Source organism: Streptomyces erythrochromogenes, assembly GCF_036170895.1.
Taxonomy (GTDB): domain Bacteria; phylum Actinomycetota; class Actinomycetes; order Streptomycetales; family Streptomycetaceae; genus Streptomyces; species Streptomyces erythrochromogenes.
In genome coordinates, this window is sequence record NZ_CP108036.1 from 307,992 (window position 1) to 327,735 (window position 19,744).

A 19,744-nucleotide genomic window follows, 5' to 3' on the forward strand; every position below is an offset into this window, starting at 1 on the left:
CACGGGTCGGGGGACGGTCGGGGCAGGTCATGCCGCCACCCCCCGTCCGCTCGGGGCGGGGAGCCCGGCCACGACGGCGAGCAGCCCGGCGTCGTCGACGACGCCGAGGCAGCGGCCGCCGTCGACGACGCGGGCCGGTCCGCCGCTGCGGGCGACGGCCTGGATGGCCTCGACCACGGTGGTGGCGGGGCCCAGCGCGGGCCCCTGTTCGGCCTCGCCCGCGGTGGCGGGGCGCATCGCGGTGCGGACGGTGAGCACCTGTTCGCGCGGGACGTCGCGGACGAAGTCCCGTACGTAGTCGTCGGCCGGCGAACCGACGATCTCCTCGGGCGTGCCGAGCTGGACGATGCGGCCGTCGCGCATCAGCGCGATCCGGTCTCCCAGGCGCAGGGCCTCGGCGAGGTCGTGGGTGATGAAGACCATGGTGCGGCCCTCTTCGTGGTGGAGCCGGGCGACCTCCTCCTGCATCTCGCGCCGGATGAGGGGGTCGAGAGCGCTGAAGGGCTCGTCGAACAGGAGCACTTCGGGGTCGGCGGCGAGGGCGCGGGCCAGGCCGACGCGCTGTTGCTGGCCGCCCGAGAGCTGGCCGGGGCGCCGGTGCTCCAGGCCGTCCAGGCCGACCTTGGCGACGAGTTCGGCGGCCTTGGTCCGGCGGTCCCTGCTTCCGACGCCCTGGATCTCCAGTCCGTACGCCACGTTGTCGAGGACGGTGCGGTGCGGGAGCAGGCCGAAGTGCTGGAAGACCATGGCGGCGCGGTGGCGGCGCAGGGCGCGCAGCCGGGTGGCGTCCATGGCCAGTACGTCCTCGCCGTCGATGGCCAGGCTTCCGGCGGTCGGCTCGATGAGGCGGGTGAGACAGCGCACGAGGGTGGACTTGCCGGATCCGGACAGGCCCATCACGACGAATACCTCGCCCTTGCGGACGTCGAAGGTGACGTCGCGGACGGCAGCGGTGCAACCGGTGCGCTCGCGCAGTTCGGCGGCGGGCAGGCCTGCGTCGGCGGAGCCGGGGACCTTCGCGGCGGCCTTGTCGGGGCCGAAGACCTTCCAGAGGCCGTCCACGGAGAAGACGGAGGAGCCGGCGGGGCTGCCGGCGGACGCGGTACCGGGTGTGGCAGCGGTGGTGTTCATCGGGTACCACCGTCCCGGGCCAGCAGTTCGGCTGCCTTTTCGCCGACCATGAGCACTCCGATCATCGGGTTGACCGCGGGCATGGTCGGGAAGACGGAGGCGTCCGCGATGCGGATGCCCTCGAGTCCGCGGACCTTGAGGTCCGGGCCCACGACGGCCCCGGGATCGTCGGCGGCGCCCATCCGGCAGGTGCCGGCCGGGTGGTAGACGGTGTGCGCGACGGAGCGGGCGTAGGCGCTCAGCTCCTCGTCACCGGTGATCTCCGGGCCGGGACAGACCTCGCGCCCCAGCCAGCCTGCGAGCGGCTCGGTCGCTGCGATCTTCCGGGCGAGCTTGATGCCGTCCACGAGGGTGCGGCCGTCGTAGTCGTCCTCGTCCGTGAAGTAGCGGAAGTCCAGGGCCGGTTTCACCTCGGGGTCCGCGCTGGTCAGGTAGAGGCGGCCGCGGCTGCGCGGCTTGGGGATGTTGGGGGTCATCGACACTCCGTGCGCGGGGCGTTCGTAGCCGATGCGCTCGGGGTTGTCGGTGAAGGGGACCTGGTAGAAGTGGAACATCAGGTCGGGCCCGGCGGACTCGGGGTCGCGGCGGACGAACAGCCCCGCGTCGCTGTCCATCGCGGAGTTCTCCGGTATCGGCCCGTCGGTCTCCCAGACGATCACGGACTCCGGGTGGTCGAGCAGGTTCTCCCCCACACCGGGCAGGTCGTGCACCGGCGGGATGCCGAGGGCTTCCAGGTCCGCGCGCGGACCGATGCCCGAGTGCAGCAGCAGCCGCGGGGTGTCCACGGCGCCGGCGCACACGAGCACCTCGCGGCGTGCGGTGATCAGGGACTCCGTACCGTCCGAGGCGCGTACGTGCACTCCGCGCGCCCGGGTGCCGTCGAGTTCGAGGCGGTAGGCCCAGGTCTCCAGCAGGATGCGGAGGTTGGGGCGTTCGTCCATGACGGGGTGGAGGTACGCCACCGACGCGGAGGAGCGCTTGTTGTCCTCGGGGTGGTAGGCGAGGTCGAAGAAGCCGGCGCCCTCGTGGAAGGGCTTCCGGTTGAAGCCCTCGACGCGCGGGACGCCCAGGGCGCTCTGCGCGGAGTCGACGAAGTCGCGCGCGATGGCGTTGCGGTCCTTCTCGGCCACCGGGACGATGTTGTTGAGGAGCTTGTCGAAGTACGGGTCCATGGCGGACGCGTGCCAGCCCTCGGCTCCCGCCTGCTCCCACTCGTCCCAGTCGGACGGGAGCGGTTTGAAGGCGATCAGGGTGTTGTGCGAGGAGCAGCCGCCGAGGACGCGGGCGCGGCTGTGGCGGATGTGCGAGTTGCCGCGGGGCTGCTCGGTGGTGGGGTAGTCGTAGTCGAGCTCGCCGCCGAGCAGGCCCATCCAGCGGCGCAGGGTGAGCACGTCGGGGCGGTCGACGTCGCTGGGGCCGCCCTCGATGACGGCGACGGTGACGTCCGGGTCCTCGGTCAGGCGCGAGGCGATCACCGAGCCGGCGGTGCCGCCGCCGACGACGACGTAGTCGTACCGGTACTCGTGCACGGACTTGCGCGCTGCGGGGGCGGTGCCGGGCGTGGGGATGTGCGTGGGGGGGGTCATGCTCTGCTCCTCCTTCAGCCCGCGAACCAGCGCACGGGGCGCGGGGCGAGGTTCTGGTACACGTGCTTGGTCTCGCGGTACTCGGCCAGGCCCGACGGGCCCAGTTCGCGTCCGGTGCCGGACTTGCCGAAACCGCCCCACTCCGCCTGCGGGAGGTAGGGGTGGAAGTCGTTGATCCAGACGGTGCCGTGGCGCAGTCGGCCCGCAACGCGTCGGCCGCGGCCCGCGTCGGTGGTCCAGACGGCGCCGGCGAGGCCGTATTCGGTGTCGTTGGCGAGCGCGACGGCCTCGTCCTCGGTGCGGAAGGTCTCGACGGTCAGGACGGGCCCGAAGACCTCCTCCCGTACGACGCGCATCCCCCGGTGGCAGCGGTCGAGCACGGTCGGACGGTAGAAGTAGCCGGGCCCGTCGGGCCGTACGCCGCCGGAGCGGAGAACGGCTCCCTCGGCGAGGGCGGAGGCCACGTACTCCTCGGTGCGTTCGCGCTGGGCGGCGGACACCAGCGGTCCGCACTCCACGCCCGGGTCGGTGCCGCGGCCGAGGCGGATCCGGTCGGCCCGGCGGGCGAGTTCGGCGACGAAGCGCTCGGCGACGCTCTCCTCGACGATCAGCCGGGACCCTGCGGAACAGACCTGTCCGCTGTGCATGAAGGCGGCGTTGAGGGCCTGGTCGACGGCGGTGTCGAAGCCGTCCTCGGTGGCGCAGGCGTCGGCGAAGACGACGTTGGGGTTCTTTCCGCCGAGTTCGAGGGCGACCTTCTTGACGGAGTCGGCGGCGGCGCGCATCACCTTCGTACCGCTGGTGAGGCCGCCGGTGAAGGAGACGAGGTCGACGTCGGGGTGGGCGGCGAGGCGCGCGCCGACGGGATCGCCTGCGCCGGTGACCAGGTTCGCCACGCCGGCCGGCAGGCCGGCCTCCACCAGCAGCCCGATGAGGGCCACCGTGGACAGCGGGGTGATCTCGCTGGGCTTGAGCACGAAGGTGTTGCCGGCGGCGAGGGCGGGGGCGATCTTCCAGGAGGCCTGGAGGAGCGGGTAGTTCCACGGGGTGATCAGGGCGCAGACCCCGACGGGTTCGTGGACGACGATGCTGTGGACGTCGGGGGTGCCGGCGTCGACCACGCGGCCGGCGCTCTCGCCGGAGACGAGGTCGGCGAAGTAGAGGAAGGCGTCGGCGACGCAGTCCACGTCCACGCGGCCCTCTTCCAGGGTCTTGCCCGCGTCGCGGCTCTCCAGCAGCGCGATGCGGTCGCGGTCGCGGTGCAGCAGCACGGCGGTGCGGCGCAGGAGCGCGGCCCGCTCCAGGACGGGGGTCTGGGGCCACTCCCCTCCGTCGAAGGCCGCGCGGGCGGCGCTGACGGCCGCGTCGGTGTCCGCGGTGCCGCCCTCGGCGACGACGGCGAGGACCGTGGCGTCCGCCGGGTCGAGCACCTCTCGGGTGGCTCCTGATACGGCGGAACGCCAGGTCCCGGCGATGTGGATGGTCGTCTGCTCGGACACGACGCGCTGTACCTCCGATTCCGGCCACCGCGGCCTACCCGCGGCGGTGCTGCTCGGGCGCGCCTGCCCCGGTCCTCCGAAGCCATGTCCCATCCGTCACTGAAAGTGACGGGAGTCACTCCCCGTCGCCCCTCGGAGGTTTGGGGCAGATCAGGGCAGACGCATTATGCAGAGCGTCCAGACCACCCGCGCAGGCCCGACCGCAGCGGTCACGGCGTCGTGGACGACCCGCGGGTCTCGCCCGGCCACCGGCTGCGATCATGGGCCGCATGCTGTCGCTGACGATGAACGACGCCGCGGCCGAGCTGCTCGGAGTGCTCGCGGGCCAGGGCCTCTTCGCACCGCCGCCGGGCGGCCTCGCACCCGGTCTGCGCGAACGGCTCGCCGGAGGGATCACCCGCCGGGGGGGAAGTGCTCACATGGGCCGACTCGACGGGCGACGCCGACGGCGCTCCGTCGTCCTTCGCGGATCTCACGGGCTGGGAGTGCGCGGACAGTTCCGTGCATCTGGAGGACCACGTCCCTGTCGACGTCCGGATCGTCGACGACGCCCCGCAGGTCCCGGAGGACGGTCAACGGACCCTGCTGCTGCACGGGATCGCCTTCGGCCTGGAGCTCCGCCGGCTCGTGGCCGTGCTGGACCGGCCGAGCCCGGTGCGGTGCATCGTCAGCGCCAACGAGACGAACGCGACGTTCAGGTTCCACCAGGTCCGCGCCGGCGAGTCGTGGAACCACCCGGCCCTCGACGGCTACCGCACGGAGAAGATGGTCGTGCTCGACCTCACGCCGGCCGGCGTGCCCGGCTGACCCTTGTTCCCAGGCGGTGTCAGGGCTCCGATCACCCCGCGCTCAGAAGGAGTCCGCCCGCATGGAGGCAAAGACCCGTCCCAGCGCCTCGCCCCGGGGCCGGGGCGCGCCGTCGGCGAATGCCGCCCGGGCACGGTCGAGGTCGGCACGCCGCAAGGGGCGGGGCTCTTGCGGGGTCAGCCGGATGACCAGCGGAGATTCCCCCTCCCGCTGGTACGCGGCGAGTTTGTGGTGCCCGTCGAGGAGACAGCCCGCGCTGCTCCCGGCGGTGGGGAACAGCGCGATCAGGGCCGGCAGGGCGCCCCCGGCGCGGATGCGGTCGCCGTAGCCGCGCACCGCCCGGTGGTCGCGGGGCGGCCAGGCGTCGGTGGTCACCAGCGCGAGCTCTTCCTCGGCGTACCAGCCGTGGACCTGGCGGGCACGCGGGTGGACCACCCGCAGGTGGTGCGGAGCGAGCCCGGCCGTCATCACGTACCGCCCGGGGGCGAGCAGCGACAGCAGCGGGCGCAGGCACTCCGGATCCGGTGGCTCGGCCTGCCCGGTACGGGGATCGGGCACGAGACCGGGGGCGCCCAGCCACTCGGTGGGGCACTTGACCTCGGCGAGCCCGGGCCCGCCCGTGCCCGCGCGGGCCGCCAGCCAACCCACGCTGCCGCAGCCGTCGTTGGCCTCCAGGACCGCCGGGTCGCCCGCGAGGAGGAGCAGGCTGCCGCTTCCGTCGCCGATGACCTCGATCACGCCCTGCCCGTCGGGCACGTCGATGCATGCGGAGCGGCGAGGCGGAGGCGGCCGTCTGGTCACCTGCCGATCGCACGGCGGCGGCCCGGCGGGGGTGGACCGCGTCCGTCAGCCGTGTGCCAGCAGGAGGTGGCGCTCGTCCGGGGTGAGGCCGCCGCGCACACCGTGCGGGACCCGGTCGGCCAGTGCGCGGCGGCGGCACGGGAGGCGAACAGGGCAGCGGTGGCACACCGCCTTGGCGGCCTCCTCGCGCTCCCGGGCAGCCGCGGCCTGCTCGTTGGCGCCCCGCTCGAAGACGTTCCGGGCCCCCGAGCGGCACGGTCCGTCGAGCGGCGCGTCGTGGCGGGGGTCGAGGAGTACGTCCGTACGGGAGGTGTCGGTCACGCCCGGGTTCCTTCCGGCAGGGGCGGTCCGTCGTGACCGCCTGTCCCCCGCGTATCACCGGAACCCGGGCGTCCATGCGTGGTCGCGGGCAGGTGCATCCGGCTCCGGGCGTTCCCACCCCTGGGGTCCGGCAGGATCCCGGCATCCACGACGGCAGTGGCAACGGCCGCGCGCAGCCGCTGTCAGTCCCGCTTGTATCCGTCGCCGAAGTTCAGGGTGTGCTCGAGGACGTCTTCCATCGGGTCGTCGATCTGCCCGATGTTGATCAGCGCGACCACCGGCGCATCGCGTGACTCGCGGTTGTCGTCCGCCACGGCGGTACCGGTGGCAAGGACGGTGAGGGCAGCCACCAGGGCTCCCGTGATGATCTTCCTCATACCCCGGTAACGACAACGACCCCCTGAGGATGCGGCCTCCAACCACCGCGGCACGAAAGGCTACTTGACGACGTACGAGCACCGGCGGTCACGAGGCCGCTCTCCGTTCAGGGTAGTCGAGCAAGAAGCCGGATCCGGGGCTGCGGAGCGCCGGGGCTTCAACGGTCAGAGCCGCCAGTACGTCCCCGCGCGGGAATCGACGTGCACCACGTGCCGGCCGACGCGCACCACGTGGTGGTCCGGGCCGGACCAGGAGCCGGCGCTGCCGTCCGCCCCGGGCAGCGGGGTCCAGATCTCCAGGAAGGTGCTGCCGTCCGGGTTGGCGCCCCGCTCGATGAGGTTCGCCCCGTCCCACGTGAGGGTGCCCGTGTCGTCGCCGGGCTCGCCCGTGAGGTGGTGGAAGCGCACCTGGGCGCCGTCGAAGGAGGTCGTTCCGGCGAAGCCCCGGCTGTCGGCGTAGTAGGGCCCGGCCTGGAGCCACACCACTTCGTCGTCCCGGTCCTCGACGAGCGGTCCGCCGTTGCGGCTGATGCCGCGCCGCAGCCAGGCTCCGTGTTCGGGCACCGGGACGCCGGCCCCCGGCTCCGGGCCCGGCTCCCGCTGCGGCTCCCGCTCAGGCGCGGTCATCGGCGGCGGAGGTGGTCGGGCCGTCCTGGTCGTCCACGGCCAGCAGTGTCAGCGGTACGTTGCCGCGTACCGCCTGCGAGTACGGGCAGACCGCGTCCGCCCGGTGCAGCAGGGGCTGGAGGTCCGCCGCCCGCCACCCCGGCAGGCTGACGGTGAGGGACACCGCGAGGCCGTATCCCGCGGGCGTGTCCGTCGTACCGAGCTCCACTTCGCACGCCACCCGCGCGGCGGAGGCGTCCGCCCCGAACTCGGCGGCGACCTCGGCGAGCGCGGAGGTGAAGCAGGCGGCGAAGCCGGCTGCGAACAGCTGTTCGGGGTTGGTGGTGCCGGGCACCTTCTTGCGCGGCGGCGCGAGGCGGACGTCCAGGCGCCCGTCGTCCGTGCGGACGGCTCCGGTGCGGCCCCCGGCGGCGTGCGCGGTCGTCCGGTACAGGCTGCGGGTGAGTGGCACGGTCATGGCGTTCGGCCCATCTTGCTCGACGAGGACGCTGCCCGGGTGCGGACAGCGGGCGGTGCCGCGCGTGCGGCACCTCGCGCGTCGTCGTGCGTAACCGGGTACGGCGCATCTCGTCCGGGGCCTGGGATCCGGCCGCCGGACAATCTAGCACCGGGCACGGGCGGCCGGGGCCCCGCCCGAGGTGCAGTTCCTCACCCCGGGGACTCGGGCCGGTACCGGCTGCGGTACGCGCCCGGAGGCATGCCCTCCCACCGGGTGAAGGCCCGGACCAGGGCCGTGGCACCGCTCAGGCCGACGAGCGGGGCGATCCGGTCGAGGGGCAGGGCCGTGGTCTCCAGGAGCCGCCTGGCCCGGCCGTGGCGGGCGGTGTCGAGGAGCGCGCGCCAGGACGTGCCCTCCTGGTGCAGGGCCCTGCGCAGGGTCCGGACGCTGAGGTTGAGCTGTCTCGCGGGGCCCTCGGGGCCCACGTCGCCGAGCGGGGCGCGCTCCAGCCACTGCCGGACGCGCTCGGCGACGGTCCCGGCCGCGGCCAGCTGTTGCAGGAGGCGGTCGGCGTAGGCCCGGTGCAGGGCGTTGAGCGCCGGATCGTAGAGGGAGCGTCGCCTGTCGAGGTCCGCGTCGGCGACCGTGATCGAGTTGCCCGGGGCGTCGAAAGTGACGGGGCAGCCGAAGAACCGCATGTAGGGTCCCCGCAGGCGACTACGACCCCACCGAGGCGGCGGTGCCCTGGGCCGCATTGCACGACGCCGGCTTCGAGGTGCGGTTCGCGACCCCGGGCGGGAAGGTCGCGCTCGCCGACCCCCGGCTCACGGACCTCGGCTTCTCCTGGCTTTCGCCCTGGCTGATGACCCGTCGCGCCGAGCTGACCGCCTACCGGCGCCTCACCGAGGACCCGTCCTTCCTGGCCCCTTCCTCGTACGCGGACATCGACCCGGCCGGCGTCACGGGCCTGTTCGTACCGGGCGGCCACGCCCCCGGCATGCGGACGCTGCTGGAGGACGCCACCGCCCAGCAGCTGTTCGCCCGGGTCTTCACCCAGGGGCTGCCGGTGGGGGCCGTCTGCCACGGCGTGCTGCTCGCCGCCCGGGCCGAGGATCCCGCCACGGGGCGCTCGGTCCTCCACGGCAGGCGGACGACGGCCCTGACGTCGTTGCTGGAGTTGACGGGGTGGAACCTCACCCGGTTCTGGTTGGGGCGCTACTACCGCACGTACCGCACCACCGTGCAGGAGGAGGTCACGGCCGCCCTCGCCGATCCGCGCCACTTCCTCGCCGGCCCGCCCCTGCCCGTCCGTGACACCGCCGCCCGCCCGGGGCGCGGCTTCACCGTCAAGGACGGCAACTACGTCTCGGCGCGGTGGCCCGGTGACTGCCACCGCCTCGCAGCCGACTACCTGGCCCTGGTCCGCGCGCATGCGGCGGCGGGAAGGGTGGACCGCCCGGGTTGAGCCCGGCCCTGGCCCTGCCCCGACCCGGCGGGGCCGGTGAGGTCGGCGGGGGCCTCGGGGGGACGCGCAGGATCGGGTGCTGCTTGGTGTGGACCAGCAGCAGGTCGGCGTTGGGGGCGCAGGCCCCGAGGGTGAAGTGGGTCGGCGGCTTGAAGGACCTGCTCTCGGTGTGAAGTTGCCGTACCTCCAGACACGCGCTCGGCCCCGCTGGTACAGGGTGGTCAGGTCGATGCGGTGGTGGTCCACCAGGGTGCCGGGCAGGGCGGGCGGAAGGACCGGGTCATGCGGCACCGAGGACGTCGTCGAGGTGGGCGGCCAGTGACGAGCGCAGGTCTTCGGGGGACATCTTCTGTTCGTCGATGAGGTGCGCCACGAGGTCCGCCCCGATCGCGGCCAGCAGTGCGTGGGCGGTGAAGTCGGGGGCGTGGACGCCGGGGACCCGGTCGAGTGCCGTACGGAGGGTCTCGTGCCACCAGCCGTAGTGCTGGGCCTGGTACGGGCTGCTGATCCCGGCGTCCTCCGCGGCGGACATGAGGTTCCGGTTCTCGATCTTGAAGGTCAGGGCGGCGTCCAGGAGGTCCGCCACCTGCTGCCGCGGCGAGGAACCCGTTGTCTCCTGGACCTCCCGCACCGTGCGCCGGAGCGGTTCGAGGCGCGACGTGATCACGGCGGCGATCAGGCCGGCGCGGTCGCCGAAGCGGCGGAAGAGGGTGCCCTTGCCGACGCCCGCAGCCGCGGCGATGTCGTCCATGGACACGCTGTGGGGGCTGCTGCTGGCGGCGAAGAGGGCGTCGGCGGCTGCCAGCACGGCCTCTCGGTTGCGCTGGGCGTCCGCGCGCTCGGTGCGCTCCGTACGCTCCGCTCGTTGGGCCACGGGTCCTCCTCGGTCAGCGGCCTCTCCGGCCCCCGGGAATGATATTCGGCCGGCTGGTGTCAGTGACTCGCGGCCGCCCGCACCTCCCGTTCGACGAAGGCCCGGAGGGTGCCCGGGCGGCGCCCGGTGAGGCGCTCGACGGTGTCCGAGGTACGGTCCTCCGCACCGCCGGCGATGGCGCGGTCCATGGCCGCCAGCATGGTGGCGAACTCCAGCGGAATCTCGGCCGCCCAGCGGTCGCGCAGCTCCTCGAAGGTCAGCTGCCGGTGAACGACGGGCAGGCCGGTGACGTCCGTGATGATCGCGGCGACGTCCGCGTAGCTCAACGCCTGCGGCCCGGTGAGGATCAGGTCGGTGTTGGGGGCCTGTTCGTCGGTCAGGGCGTGTACGGCTACGGCGGCGATGTCCTCGGCGTCGATGAATCCGACGCGGCCGTCGCCCGAGGCCGTGAGGATGGCGCCGTCGTCGCGGATGGTCCGTGCGTGCGGGGCGGGATCGGCGAAGTTCTGCATGAACCAGGAGGGCCGCAGCACCGCCCACTCCTCGAACAGGCCGGGCAGCTGCTCGTGCACCCGGCCCACGGCGGGGCCGCCCGCGGGGATGGCCGACGAGCTGAGCAGCACCGCACGGCGTACGCCTGCCGTGCGCGCCTGGTGGAGGAAGGGCAGCATGACTTCGGCCGGGTCCGGGGAGCCGGTGGGCGGGATGAGGTAGACGCGGTCGACGCCGTCGAGGGCCTCGGTCCAGGTCGCGGGCTCGTTCCAGTCGAAGCGGACGGGCTGCGCGCCCGGCTGCGGGGTGGGGGTTCGGCCGGCGGCCTTGACGCAGCGGCCCTTGGCGATCAGTCCGGCGGTGACGCGGCGGCCGGTGGTGCCGCCGGCCCCGATGACGAGCGTGGCGCGGGTGGCCCGGGTGGCCCGGGTGGCCTGGGTGGCCCGGGTGGTCGTCATCGGTTCGCTCCGGTGAAGTCGGCGCCCGGCTGGGACGCGGCGAGGGGGTTCCAGTAGTCGCGATAGGAGGTGATGAGGCCGTTCTCGACCGTGACCACGGCGATGTAGGCCATGTCGTAGGAGGTGTCGGTCTTCACCAGCCGGCCGACCCCGCGCATCTCGACCACGATCGTTTCGGGGACGGTGGTCTGATGGATCGCCACCTCGGGGAAGTCGTGCAGGTCGACGTGGTCGGGGTAGTGACGCATGTACTCGCCGACCGCGGCCTTGCCTTCGAGGCGCGGCGGCCAGCCCTGGGGTGCGAAGGGGAACTCCAGGACACCGTCGGTGTGCCACAGGTCGACCCAGGCGGGGATGTCCTTCGCCAGCAGCAGGCGCAGGCTGTGGCGGTACAGCTCCGCAGCCGTCATGGGGATGGTCATGGTCAAGGCTTCCGTTCCGCTCGAAGTGGCAGCGATGCCGGCGGCTCGCGAGAACGCGGCAGCCGCAAGAAACGGACCATCGGTCCGCATGATCCCGAGCGTACGGACCGGCAGTCCGTTTAGCAAGCGCGAGGCGCCCCAGGGCACCGGCGGCATCCCCGGCACGGAGATGAGGTGATGAGGTGATCGAGCGCCGCCTCGCCGGCGGCGTGGCGCTCCGCGGGCTCCGGCCGGACGCCGTGGTCGAACCGCGTGAAGGGTCGACCACGGCATCCGCCCGCGATCAGAAAGTGCGCTTCAGCGTCCAGGTGTTGGGGTTGAAGCTGGGGACGGCGGAGTAACGACAGCCGCTGGAGTAGTAGGTGTTGGTGATGGTCCAGCCGGCGGGCGGCCACGTGGACGCGCAGGCGTTGACCTGCGTGCCGACGGGGTAGCCCCTCAGGTCCTTGATCTGCTTCATGTTGGGCGTGAAGCCGGAGCCGCACCCAGCACTGTTCCACCACTGGACGTCCACCCAGCCGTCCGGGGTGAGTGCGCTGGCGCACATGTTCACCGTGTCACCGGGTGCCGCCGAGGCGGGACTTGCGGTGACGGCCAGCGCGGTAACGGCCATGGTGGCCAGAGCAACGGCGTAGCGAGTGCGGATCACTGGACGTTCCTTCCTCGGCGCGCTGGGATCGCCGCCGACGGTCGGCAGGCCGTGCCAGGCGCCGCGTCATTGCTATCCGACCGCTTCAGGCTGCAGAAAGTGACCTTTTGGGCATAACCCTGCGATCGTTTAGAGCCGTTGCCTGGCCTCGGCACGCACCTTGAGGGTGGCCTCGGCGAACTTGGCGAGGTCGACGGCCCCGGGCTTCTGCTGGGTGCTCTGAGGCGTCACGAACCCGACCGAGGCGCCGGTGTTCTCGTCCGCCCAGGCGCAGATCGGCAGGGAGCTTTCGACTCCACCCTGCTTCACGATCAGCACCTGGCAGGACAGGGTGATGTCGGAACCGGGAGGGGTGATGTCCTTCGCGGGGACCGCGACGGTGGCGCCTTCGGCGTCCTCGGCGCCGTCCAGCATCTTCTTGCGCGCGTCCTCGGGGTCCTTGAACCGCCCGTACATGCCCGAGACGACCAGAGCGCCCGTGCCCTGCGGGGACTTGGAGCTGTACTGGCCGACGACCGGCTTCGGATCGCGGATCTTCGAGTCGTGGGTGCCCTTCAGGGCTTCCTCTCCCGCGGTGGCCGAAAGGTCCTGGTCCAGCGTGTACTGGCCGTCCAGGAGGGCCTTGGGGACGATCAGCCGGTGGGTGGCCTCGGGGAAGCCGCCGGCGGCCCCGGCCAGCAGCCTCACCGCGAGCCCCAGGACGCCCAGCACCACCAGCGAGGCCACGACGATCCCGACGACCAGGCCCGTCCTGTTCTTGCGTTGCGGCGGGCCCATCGGGGGCTGTCCCCACGCGCCTTGGCCGGGGGGGGGTACGGCTGCGGCGGGTACGGCTGTCCCGGATAGGGCTGCCCGGGGCGGGCCTGCCCCGGGTGGAGCTGCTGGTGCGGGGGCTGTGCGGCGTACGGCTGTCCACCGTGGGGGGCCGAGGGCTGCGGGGGCCGTACGGGCCGGGGTGTTGCGGAGGCGGGGGCGTGCTCATGCCGGAACGCTACGTCAGCCCGGCGTGCGGCGGCGACCGAGGGCCTCGGGGCAGCGCTCCCCCCACAGCAGCCCCGAACGGGTCAGGCGGCGCGGCAGAGTTCCGCGGAGTTCGCCGGGGCCGCGGTGCGGGCCACGGTCGCGGGCAGGGTCCGAGGCCCGCGGAGGGCATCCGCGGCCTGCGAGTGGTTCCGGGCGAACACGACGAGGCGGAGCACCGCGAACCGCGCGACGCCTGCGAACGCGGAGGCCGACAGGTAGGCGACCTGCTCCAGCACCGGATCGGGCGTCTCCACCAACTGCCGCAGGGCCAGCATCGCCATGCAGGTCACGGCGTACGCGGCCACCGCGGACCCGGCCGACTGCGCGTGCTGGCGCCGGCTCGCGCGACCGCCCGCACCGAAGGTGAAGCGGGCGTGGAGCTCGGTCGCGAGGAGCGTGGAGACCGCGGTGACCAGGGCGTTGGCCAAAACCCAGGGAATCCAGGCGGCGAGGGCCCCCACGGCGAAGCTGGAGGCGAGCCCCACGCCGCCCCCGCAGACCACGAAGCGGGCGAAGGCACTGACGGCGCCGGGCCGCGTCGCCTGCTGCCGGCTCCGGCTCCGGCTCTGCGCTGTCTCCATGATCCGACCCCTTCGACGGCCCACCCGCGAACGCGCACCCACCGGCCCAAGCCGACGGGCGCGCCACCCATGACGCCATCATGGCTCATGAATGGCACCACGTCGAGCCATTAGTGACGCCACATCGGATGGTGGTCGATGAAGATGCAGGTCAGAAGTAGCGCCACCGCGCCAAGTTCTTTGTTCCCGGAGCCCGCTCAAGAGCCCGAGCCTGAGGGGTGGTCAGCGCTGGTCCTGCACCAGGCTGAAGAGGACGCGCCTGTTCTTGTCGGGGAAGGCGGGGTCCGCCCGTTCGAGCTTGACCCGGGCGCTCGCACCGAGTTCGAGGTCCACGGCGGCGGAGGTCACCCTGCCCAGCACGGCGGGCTCCGCCAGTTGAACCTGTCCCTCCCTCGGGTTCGGCTGCGCCAGTTCCGCGTCCGTGTCGATGACCACGGCATCGAAGGTGCTGCCCACCCGGTCCATGAGCAGCGCCGCCTCCACCAGGTCCAAGGACTGCCGGTCCGCCGCGTTTCCCTTCGCCTTCTCCATCCTGCTCGGCAGGTCGCCCAGCGCCGCCAGCACCCACTCGGGTGCTTCCCGGTCCGCGCCGACGGCGACGCACAGTTCGCCGGCGTACCGGTCGACCAGGCGCCGCAGCGGGGCCGTGCAGTGCGTGTACGGTGCCGCGATCGCCGCGTGGACCGTCTCTGCGGGGATGTGGTCGTGGTCGGGGAAGGACTTGTAGACCGATTTCACCAACAGGGCGCCGGCCGCCTCGTGGAGGAAGGCCGCGTGCTTCCTGTCGTGCGGGTCGAGGGAGCGGATCAGCTCGGCGTACGAGACGTGGTGCGGCCAGTCGATGCCGAGGCCCTGCGCGATGTGGTGCAGTCGCGTCACCTCGTGGGTCGGGGCCCGGTCCTGGGTCCGCAGGATGCCGGGGCCGCCGTCCAGCATCATCTTGGCCGCGGCCATCCCGGTCATGAGGGAGATCTGTTCGTTCCAGCCGTCGACGGCCAGCGCGGCCCGGTAGCGCAGCCGGAACGATCCGTCTTCGAAAGTGACCTCCTGGTCGGGCAGGCTGAGCGAGATGCCGCCCCGCTCGGCCTCCACGGCCTCGCGCAGGGTGCCGATGTCGCGCAGCAGGGCCACGGACTCCTCGGCGGTGCCGGAGTCGATGGCCTGCTGCACGCCCGCGTAGTCGAGTTTGGCCCTGCTGCGCACGAGGGCACGGCTCACGGACGACCGGGTCACCTCGCCGTGGGCGTCGAGGTCGTGCTCCCACAGCAGGGCGGGGACCTTCTGGTTCGGCAGCAGGCTGGCGGCGCCCTCGGAGAGCACGGGCGGGTGGAGCGGCACCTTGCCGTCGGGGAAGTACAGGGTCACGATCCGCTTGCGGGCCTCGGCGTCCAGCGCGTCGCCGGCGGTGACGAAGGCGGCAACGTCGGCGATGGCGTAGTGGACGCGGAAACCGCCCCCGGGCCGCCGCTCCAGGTACATGGCCTGGTCGAGGTCCTTCGAGTCGGGCGGGTCGATCGTGAAGAGCGGCAGGTCGGTGGCGTCCCTGTCGGGGAGCCGGGGCGCGCGGGCGGCGGCTTCGGCCGCCGCGAGCACGGGGGCGGGGAAGCCCGAGGGGGCCTGCAGGTCGGTCCGTAGCTTCTTCAGGGCGGTGGCCAGCGCGGCCTTGGCCGCTTCGGACATGCGCATCGGGCGGCGTGGCATGCCCCGAGCGTAGGGCGGAGGGCGGTCACCGGCACGGCGGGCGATCCGTCCGGGTGCAGGGGGGGCCGGGCGCGCCCGGCCCCCCTTGCCTCGCAGGCCTCGCGCGCCGGTCAGGCGCCCACGCCGAGGACGGTACGGATCAGCGTCCGCTGGGCGTCGGACAGGCAGGGGTCCTGGAGGTCGAGCACCTCGTCGTCGACGGTGATCCGGTAGCGGTAGCCGTCGGGCACGGGGGCGACGGCCTGCTGGGCGAGCTCCTCCAGATCCGCCGCATCCGCGCGTCCGGTCGTGTCGAGTGCGCTGAGCTTCTCCAGGCCGCCGGCGAAGCCTCCGGAGCGGGTGACCGTTATCAGCATGGCCGTTCCTTCCTGTTCGCTGGTCTCTCACACGGTCTGCGCGTCGCAGCCATTGCCGCGCATGCCCCGAACCTCGGCCCGCGGACACGGAGCGGGCGCCGGAGCGTACGAACGTCCGGAAAACGCCGTCGCGGGCCGACGGGACGGCCCCGAGGAGTCAGGGGTGCGGGGTCGGGCGTCAGAGCGAGCGCTCGACGCGCGTGAGCCATTCGGCGAGGAGGGCGCGCAGGAGTTCCGGCTGCTCGTGCGGCAGGGCGTGTCCTGCGTCGTCGACCACGGCGAGCGAGGCGTGCGGGTAGTGGTGGACGAGGTCGACCGCGGCGGCGTGGCCGACCGTCGAATCCAGCCGCCCGGCCACGACCACCGTCGGCCCGGGGTACGCGGGCGCGGGCGGGGGCTCGGGTGTGAGCGCCCCGCGTGCGCCGATGCGCTCGAGCGCCGCCTCGTCGACGAGGGCCGCGGCCGGCGCCACGTAGCGTCGGTACCGTTCGAGCATCTCGGGTGTCTGGATGACGAAGTAGCCCCGGAAGGCGTCGTCGCCGATGTCCCCGGCTCCGACGACCACGCGGTGCTCCGGTACCTCGCGCACTCCGGGCAGCAACGGGCATACGAGCGCCAGGCCGGCGACCCGCTCCGGGCGCCGTGCGGCCATCGCCTGTGCGAAGTACGCGCCGGCCGAGTGGCCGACGAGGAGGTACGCGGTCCCGTCCGTGACCTCGTCGGCGAAGCGCAGCAGAGTGTCGACGAGGTCGTCGGCGCTGCGCAGAGATGCGGGTGCGGGCGTCCGGCCCATCCCGGGGAGGTCTGGATAGATCCGCCGCAGTCCTGCGGCTCCGTCGAGAGCCGGCTCGAAGCAGGCTTCGGCCTCGCGGTGGTCGACGCCGGCGCCGTGGAGCACCAGCACGGGCCGCCCGGCCCCGTGCTCCACGGCGTGGACCGCCACCTGGCCGACTCGGATCTCCATCCCCGCATGCTAGGGCGTGCCTTGCCGAACATGCGCGTCCCGAGAGTGGACGGGCCGTGGTCACTTGAACGGAATGGTGTCCTTCACGTCCTGAGTGCGTAACGGTCCCGACGGACGAGGATTTCGGTCGTTCCGCAGGGCAGAACCGAAGCGTCGACCGCACCATTCAAGCCATGTGAAGGCACACGGGGGCCATCATGCGCACTGTCCGCAAGGGTTGGAAGACCTGCACTCTCGGGGTGGTGGCCGTCGCCGCGCTCCTTTCGTCCGCGGCCTGCGACTCCGGCGGCGCGGACCAGGGCAAGAGCCCGACCGCCTCCGGTACCCCCACCGCGCCCGGCGCCGCCACGCCGTCCGGTTCCCCGAGCCCGGCCGGAACGACAGCCCGGCCCGGCGACAGCAGCGGTACGGCCGGCCCCTCGCAGAGTCCGGGTGACGGCACCACCGCCATCGCGGCCTGCAACGACAACGACCTCTCGATCGACACGTCGGGATGGCGCCAGGACTCGGGCCAACACCTCCTCATCACGGCCACCAACTTCACCGACAAGGCATGCACCCTCTACCACTACCCGTACGTCCGCTTCGGCACCGACATCGGCGGTCCGATCGCCCCGACGGACTCCAAGCCGCAGGCCGTCGCCACGATCGGGCCGAAGGAGAAGGCGTACGCGGGCGTGTTCGTCTTCCGGCCCGGCCAGCAGACGAGGACCGTCACGTCGTTCTCGCTCGGCTACCAGGACCGTGCCCCCGGCAGCAACAGGGACGTGGCATCGCTGGACATCAGGCTCTCGGACGAGGTCGGATCCCTGACCGTGGGCCCCAACCCCCGTGTGACGCACTGGAACACCGATCTCCGCGCCGTCGAGGACTTCCTCTTCCGGTCCGGCAACAGCTAGGGCACCGGCGCTGGAGCGGGAGCCGGAGGGCGCCTGGCCCACGGTCCTCCCAGAACGTCCGGTTTTCGATCTCCCCGCGGGAACACCACCTGCGGTCCCGTCAGTTCATCGGATGGAACCGGGAGCGAGCCCGCACCGCTCGTCCCCGGCCGTCAGACGATCGGCAGGGAGAAACCATGCGCGTACTCTTCACCGGCCCGGCCTCGGCCGGGCACCTCTTCCCCATGATCCCGACCGCGCAGGCCTTACGCGCCGCCGGGCACGAAGTGTTGTTCGCGGGCTCGCAGCCGCTGCACCAGCTGCGCCAGGCAGGGTTTCCGGTGGTCGAGATAGGCGACGGCCGCACCATCCGGGACGTGTTCGAACAGTCCACGGGCGAGGAGGTGCGTTACGTCGCGACCGACCTGACCACCGACCAGATCCTCGACAGGGCGGCCCACGGCTTCGCGCTCCTGTCCCGTCCCACCGTGGACGGTCTGCTGGACGTTGCCGAGAGCTGGGGCGCCGACCTGCTCGTCTACGACTCGTTCCAGGCCTCGGCCCCGCTGGTCGCGGCCAAGCTCAAGATCCCGTCCGTGATCCAGAACTTCGGCGTCACCTCCGGCCACGACATGGTCGGCCGGCTGTCCGCCAACTTCACCGAGGCGTACGAGACGTACGGGGTGGCCGGCCCTGCCGAGCCCACCGCGCTGAACATCGTCCCGGCCTCCCTCGGCGGTGACCCGGGCGGCCTGCGGATGCGCTACCTGCCGTACAACGGCGGCGGTTTCGTCCCCCGCGAACTGCTCCGCCGCGGCACCCGGCCGCGCGTGGCCGTCACCCTGGGCACGGTGCTGAGCGAGCTGGACGGCGTCCGCGCCATCGTCCGCCTGATCGAGGCCGCCGCGTCGGTGGACGCCGAGTTCCTGCTCGCCGTGGGCGACGCCGATCTCGCGCCGCTCGGCACCCTTCCGGACAACGTGCGCCCGCTGCCCTGGGTCCCGCTCGCCGAGCTGCTGACCGCGTCCGACGCGGTGATCCACCACGGCGGGTCCGGCACCCTGCTCACCGCCCTCCAGGCCGGGCTGCCCCAGCTCCTCCTCCCCCAGGGCGCCGACCACTTCACCAACGCCGACGCCCTCATGGCGACCGGCGCCGCCCTGCGCTCCGCCTCCGACGACGTCGATGCCGCGCTCGTCACCCGGCTGACCGTCGACCCCGACCTGCGCGAGGCCGCCGACCGCCTCCGCGCGGAGAACGCAGCCCTTCCGACCCCGGCCGAGACGGTCCCCGCCCTGGAGGCCCTGGCCTCCGCCTGAGCGCAGCCGCGACGTCGCCCAGGCAGCAGGCCTGGAGCCGGAGCCCGGACGGGAACCCTCCCCGGGCTCCGGCCGCATCCCGCGGCGCGGTGGCGACCCGGTGTCCCCCGGGGGCAGGCGGAGTTGTCGCAGGGCAGCCGGTGCCAGTCCTGCGAGGAGCACGCGCGGCGGGTCCCCGCCGCCCGGCAGCCCAGGCGGTCGCCCTGCGCAACACGGCGGTGCGCGTGGTCCTTCGGCACCACGATCGGGTGGCACCGCGGCTGAGCACGCCGACGGCGTCGAGCCGGGAGCCCCCGCACGGGCACAGGCACGAGTGCGGGCCGCGGCCCCGGCCTCGGCCCGTCAGGCCGACGCGGTGAGCGCGGCGGCTTCGCCCAGGGCCCGGGCCGCCGGTGCCGGGGCGACCAGCCACTTCAGGTGGCTGCCGGCGGGGGTGCGGACGTCGTACGGGTCGTCCGGAGTCAGGGCGTCGCCTTCGCGGATCAGCCGGTTGCGCAGGGCGAGCGGCAGACTCGCGTGGTCCGGCGTCCGGTCAGGGCATCTCGTCCGGGTCGCAACTGGCACGCCGCAGGCCGATCGTGCGCAGGGCGCGCATCAGGGCATCGAAGTCCCCCTCGCGCACGATGTGGACGGCCCCCTCGACCACGAGGCCGGACACCGCACGGGGCACCTGCGCAGCGGGCGTCCGCAGCACCACACCGCTCGGCGGGTCCAGACCCCGCACCCCCCGGAACACGCGGAGGACCTCCGGGTCCGATTCGATGCTGTCGAGCCCGGCCGGCAGGGACATGACGGTGATGTCGGGCAGCAGGACGCGGGCGTGCGCGAGGGCGACGGCGGGGTCGTGGGCGTGCGATACGACCTGGAAGTGCGGGTTGCGCTGGATGCCCGAGCGCAGCAGTTCCAGCTGCTCTCCGTCGGGCACTCCGACCACCAGGACCGTCATCACCCTTCCCATCCTGCTTTCGGGCGCA

The 19,744-nt window shown here is 73.0% G+C and carries 22 protein-coding genes, 2 pseudogenes and 1 riboswitch; of the genes and pseudogenes, 4 read left to right on the forward strand and 20 right to left on the reverse strand.

All coding sequences use genetic code 11. The annotated features are described in order from the left end of the window. Positions 1-27: 27 nt before the first annotated feature. The 3 genes from OHA91_RS01500 to OHA91_RS01510 are packed head-to-tail and all read right to left on the reverse strand — an operon-like array spanning position 28 to position 4,216. Positions 28-1,131 (reverse strand): quaternary amine ABC transporter ATP-binding protein, encoded by a 1,104-nt coding sequence (locus OHA91_RS01500; RefSeq protein ID WP_266496439.1) that lies wholly within the window; start codon positions 1,129-1,131, stop codon positions 28-30. After that, entirely contained in the window at positions 1,128-2,717 is a 1,590-nt protein-coding gene (locus OHA91_RS01505; RefSeq protein WP_266496437.1) for a GMC family oxidoreductase, read from the reverse strand. Before OHA91_RS01505 ends, OHA91_RS01500 begins: the two co-directional genes overlap by 4 nt. 14 nt (positions 2,718-2,731) lie before the next feature. Next, positions 2,732-4,216 carry an aldehyde dehydrogenase family protein gene (locus OHA91_RS01510; RefSeq protein ID WP_266496435.1) on the reverse strand — a complete coding sequence of 495 codons (1,485 nt, stop codon included), beginning with the start codon at positions 4,214-4,216 and terminating at the stop codon, positions 2,732-2,734. Positions 4,217-4,627: 411 nt separating this feature from the next. On the opposite strand from OHA91_RS01510, the gene OHA91_RS01515 reads away from it, so the two are divergent. After that, positions 4,628-5,023 carry a hypothetical protein gene (locus OHA91_RS01515; RefSeq protein ID WP_328738368.1) on the forward strand — a complete coding sequence of 132 codons (396 nt, stop codon included), beginning with the start codon at positions 4,628-4,630 and terminating at the stop codon, positions 5,021-5,023. Positions 5,024-5,065: 42 nt separating this feature from the next. Here OHA91_RS01515 and OHA91_RS01520 read toward each other — a convergent pair whose 3' ends face one another. The 6 genes from OHA91_RS01520 to OHA91_RS01545 form a co-directional block, all read right to left on the reverse strand. After that, positions 5,066-5,779: a hypothetical protein gene (locus OHA91_RS01520; RefSeq protein WP_328738369.1), complete on the reverse strand. Its 714-nt coding sequence runs from the start codon at positions 5,777-5,779 to the stop codon at positions 5,066-5,068. Between the two features lie 90 nt (positions 5,780-5,869). After that, complete coding sequence (locus tag OHA91_RS01525) at positions 5,870-6,145, reverse strand: WhiB family transcriptional regulator (RefSeq protein ID WP_266496427.1); 276 nt, start codon at positions 6,143-6,145, stop codon at positions 5,870-5,872. Between the two features lie 182 nt (positions 6,146-6,327). Next, on the reverse strand, positions 6,328-6,522 hold the full coding sequence (locus OHA91_RS01530; protein WP_266496425.1) for a hypothetical protein: 195 nt from the start codon (positions 6,520-6,522) through the stop codon (positions 6,328-6,330). A 165-nt stretch (positions 6,523-6,687) separates the two neighbouring features. Continuing rightward, positions 6,688-7,149, reverse strand: a complete 462-nt coding sequence (locus OHA91_RS01535) for a hypothetical protein (protein ID WP_328738370.1) — start codon at positions 7,147-7,149, stop codon at positions 6,688-6,690. Further along, the gene (locus OHA91_RS01540; protein ID WP_266496422.1) at positions 7,136-7,606 is read right to left on the reverse strand and encodes an Ohr family peroxiredoxin; all 471 of its coding nucleotides are present in this window, start codon (positions 7,604-7,606) and stop codon (positions 7,136-7,138) included. Before OHA91_RS01540 ends, OHA91_RS01535 begins: the two co-directional genes overlap by 14 nt. A gap of 75 nt (positions 7,607-7,681) precedes the next feature. Beyond that, positions 7,682-7,744, reverse strand: a riboswitch (guanidine-III (ykkC-III) riboswitch). Positions 7,745-7,797: 53 nt separating this feature from the next. Next, the gene (locus tag OHA91_RS01545) at positions 7,798-8,286 is read right to left on the reverse strand and encodes a helix-turn-helix domain-containing protein (RefSeq protein WP_328738371.1); all 489 of its coding nucleotides are present in this window, start codon (positions 8,284-8,286) and stop codon (positions 7,798-7,800) included. Positions 8,287-8,318: 32 nt separating this feature from the next. Between OHA91_RS01545 and OHA91_RS01550 the strand changes: the two are divergent. Continuing rightward, positions 8,319-9,053: pseudogene (locus tag OHA91_RS01550) on the forward strand (type 1 glutamine amidotransferase domain-containing protein); the annotation flags it as partial. A 280-nt stretch (positions 9,054-9,333) separates the two neighbouring features. Here OHA91_RS01550 and OHA91_RS01555 read toward each other — a convergent pair. The 9 genes from OHA91_RS01555 to OHA91_RS01595 all read right to left on the reverse strand — a co-directional run bounded on the left by OHA91_RS01555 (position 9,334) and on the right by OHA91_RS01595 (position 16,573). Continuing rightward, a complete protein-coding gene (locus tag OHA91_RS01555) occupies positions 9,334-9,927 on the reverse strand; it encodes a TetR/AcrR family transcriptional regulator (protein ID WP_328738372.1) in 594 nt (197 codons plus the stop codon). Between the two features lie 59 nt (positions 9,928-9,986). Continuing rightward, positions 9,987-10,877 (reverse strand): NmrA family NAD(P)-binding protein, encoded by an 891-nt coding sequence (locus OHA91_RS01560; RefSeq protein ID WP_328738373.1) that lies wholly within the window; start codon positions 10,875-10,877, stop codon positions 9,987-9,989. Beyond that, positions 10,874-11,299 (reverse strand): nuclear transport factor 2 family protein, encoded by a 426-nt coding sequence (locus OHA91_RS01565; RefSeq protein WP_328738374.1) that lies wholly within the window; start codon positions 11,297-11,299, stop codon positions 10,874-10,876. Before OHA91_RS01565 ends, OHA91_RS01560 begins: the two co-directional genes overlap by 4 nt. Before the next feature lie 283 nt (positions 11,300-11,582). Continuing rightward, positions 11,583-11,948, reverse strand: a complete 366-nt coding sequence (locus OHA91_RS01570; protein ID WP_328738375.1) for a hypothetical protein — start codon at positions 11,946-11,948, stop codon at positions 11,583-11,585. 129 nt (positions 11,949-12,077) lie between these two features. After that, positions 12,078-12,725 (reverse strand): hypothetical protein, encoded by a 648-nt coding sequence (locus OHA91_RS01575; RefSeq protein ID WP_328738376.1) that lies wholly within the window; start codon positions 12,723-12,725, stop codon positions 12,078-12,080. 287 nt (positions 12,726-13,012) lie between these two features. Continuing rightward, positions 13,013-13,552, reverse strand: coding sequence for a GtrA family protein (locus OHA91_RS01580; RefSeq protein ID WP_328738377.1), 540 nt, complete (start codon positions 13,550-13,552; stop codon positions 13,013-13,015). Positions 13,553-13,774: 222 nt separating this feature from the next. After that, positions 13,775-15,253, reverse strand: a complete 1,479-nt coding sequence (locus tag OHA91_RS01585) for an RNB domain-containing ribonuclease (RefSeq protein ID WP_266496399.1) — start codon at positions 15,251-15,253, stop codon at positions 13,775-13,777. 110 nt (positions 15,254-15,363) lie between these two features. Next, positions 15,364-15,609: a protealysin inhibitor emfourin gene (locus OHA91_RS01590; protein ID WP_266496397.1), complete on the reverse strand. Its 246-nt coding sequence runs from the start codon at positions 15,607-15,609 to the stop codon at positions 15,364-15,366. A gap of 178 nt (positions 15,610-15,787) precedes the next feature. Continuing rightward, on the reverse strand, positions 15,788-16,573 hold the full coding sequence (locus OHA91_RS01595; protein WP_328738378.1) for an alpha/beta fold hydrolase: 786 nt from the start codon (positions 16,571-16,573) through the stop codon (positions 15,788-15,790). A gap of 197 nt (positions 16,574-16,770) precedes the next feature. Between OHA91_RS01595 and OHA91_RS01600 the strand changes: the two genes are divergently transcribed. Both OHA91_RS01600 and OHA91_RS01605 read left to right on the forward strand, forming a co-directional pair. Then, entirely contained in the window at positions 16,771-17,472 is a 702-nt protein-coding gene (locus OHA91_RS01600) for a DUF4232 domain-containing protein (protein ID WP_328738379.1), read from the forward strand. A gap of 176 nt (positions 17,473-17,648) precedes the next feature. Continuing rightward, a complete protein-coding gene (locus OHA91_RS01605) occupies positions 17,649-18,770 on the forward strand; it encodes a nucleotide disphospho-sugar-binding domain-containing protein (RefSeq protein WP_328738380.1) in 1,122 nt (373 codons plus the stop codon). Between the two features lie 342 nt (positions 18,771-19,112). Here the strand turns inward: OHA91_RS01605 and OHA91_RS01610 are convergent. Together OHA91_RS01610 and OHA91_RS01615 are read right to left on the reverse strand one after the other, a co-directional pair. Continuing rightward, a pseudogene (locus tag OHA91_RS01610) lies at positions 19,113-19,295 on the reverse strand (alpha/beta hydrolase); the annotation flags it as partial. 7 nt (positions 19,296-19,302) lie between these two features. Continuing rightward, a complete protein-coding gene (locus OHA91_RS01615) occupies positions 19,303-19,716 on the reverse strand; it encodes a response regulator (RefSeq protein WP_266496388.1) in 414 nt (137 codons plus the stop codon). Between the last annotated feature and the right edge of the window lie 28 nt (positions 19,717-19,744).

Excerpts from the sequence above, each read along its gene's own strand:
- OHA91_RS01500 (WP_266496439.1), bottom strand. The coding sequence starts at position 1,131 with ATGAACACCACCGCTGCCACACCCGGTACCGCGTCCGCCGGCAGCCCC.
- OHA91_RS01505 (WP_266496437.1), bottom strand. The coding sequence starts at position 2,717 with ATGACCCCCCCCACGCACATCCCCACGCCCGGCACCGCCCCCGCAGCG.
- OHA91_RS01530 (WP_266496425.1), bottom strand. The coding sequence starts at position 6,522 with ATGAGGAAGATCATCACGGGAGCCCTGGTGGCTGCCCTCACCGTCCTT.
- OHA91_RS01535 (WP_328738370.1), bottom strand. The coding sequence starts at position 7,149 with ATGACCGCGCCTGAGCGGGAGCCGCAGCGGGAGCCGGGCCCGGAGCCG.
- OHA91_RS01540 (WP_266496422.1), bottom strand. The coding sequence starts at position 7,606 with ATGACCGTGCCACTCACCCGCAGCCTGTACCGGACGACCGCGCACGCC.
- OHA91_RS01545 (WP_328738371.1), bottom strand. The coding sequence starts at position 8,286 with ATGCGGTTCTTCGGCTGCCCCGTCACTTTCGACGCCCCGGGCAACTCG.
- OHA91_RS01560 (WP_328738373.1), bottom strand. The coding sequence starts at position 10,877 with ATGACGACCACCCGGGCCACCCAGGCCACCCGGGCCACCCGGGCCACC.
- OHA91_RS01565 (WP_328738374.1), bottom strand. The coding sequence starts at position 11,299 with ATGACCATCCCCATGACGGCTGCGGAGCTGTACCGCCACAGCCTGCGC.
- OHA91_RS01575 (WP_328738376.1), bottom strand. The coding sequence starts at position 12,725 with ATGGGCCCGCCGCAACGCAAGAACAGGACGGGCCTGGTCGTCGGGATC.
- OHA91_RS01580 (WP_328738377.1), bottom strand. The coding sequence starts at position 13,552 with ATGGAGACAGCGCAGAGCCGGAGCCGGAGCCGGCAGCAGGCGACGCGG.
- OHA91_RS01585 (WP_266496399.1), bottom strand. The coding sequence starts at position 15,253 with ATGCCACGCCGCCCGATGCGCATGTCCGAAGCGGCCAAGGCCGCGCTG.
- OHA91_RS01590 (WP_266496397.1), bottom strand. The coding sequence starts at position 15,609 with ATGCTGATAACGGTCACCCGCTCCGGAGGCTTCGCCGGCGGCCTGGAG.
- OHA91_RS01595 (WP_328738378.1), bottom strand. The coding sequence starts at position 16,573 with ATGGAGATCCGAGTCGGCCAGGTGGCGGTCCACGCCGTGGAGCACGGG.
- OHA91_RS01600 (WP_328738379.1), top strand. The coding sequence starts at position 16,771 with ATGCGCACTGTCCGCAAGGGTTGGAAGACCTGCACTCTCGGGGTGGTG.
- OHA91_RS01605 (WP_328738380.1), top strand. The coding sequence starts at position 17,649 with ATGCGCGTACTCTTCACCGGCCCGGCCTCGGCCGGGCACCTCTTCCCC.
- OHA91_RS01615 (WP_266496388.1), bottom strand. The coding sequence starts at position 19,716 with ATGACGGTCCTGGTGGTCGGAGTGCCCGACGGAGAGCAGCTGGAACTG.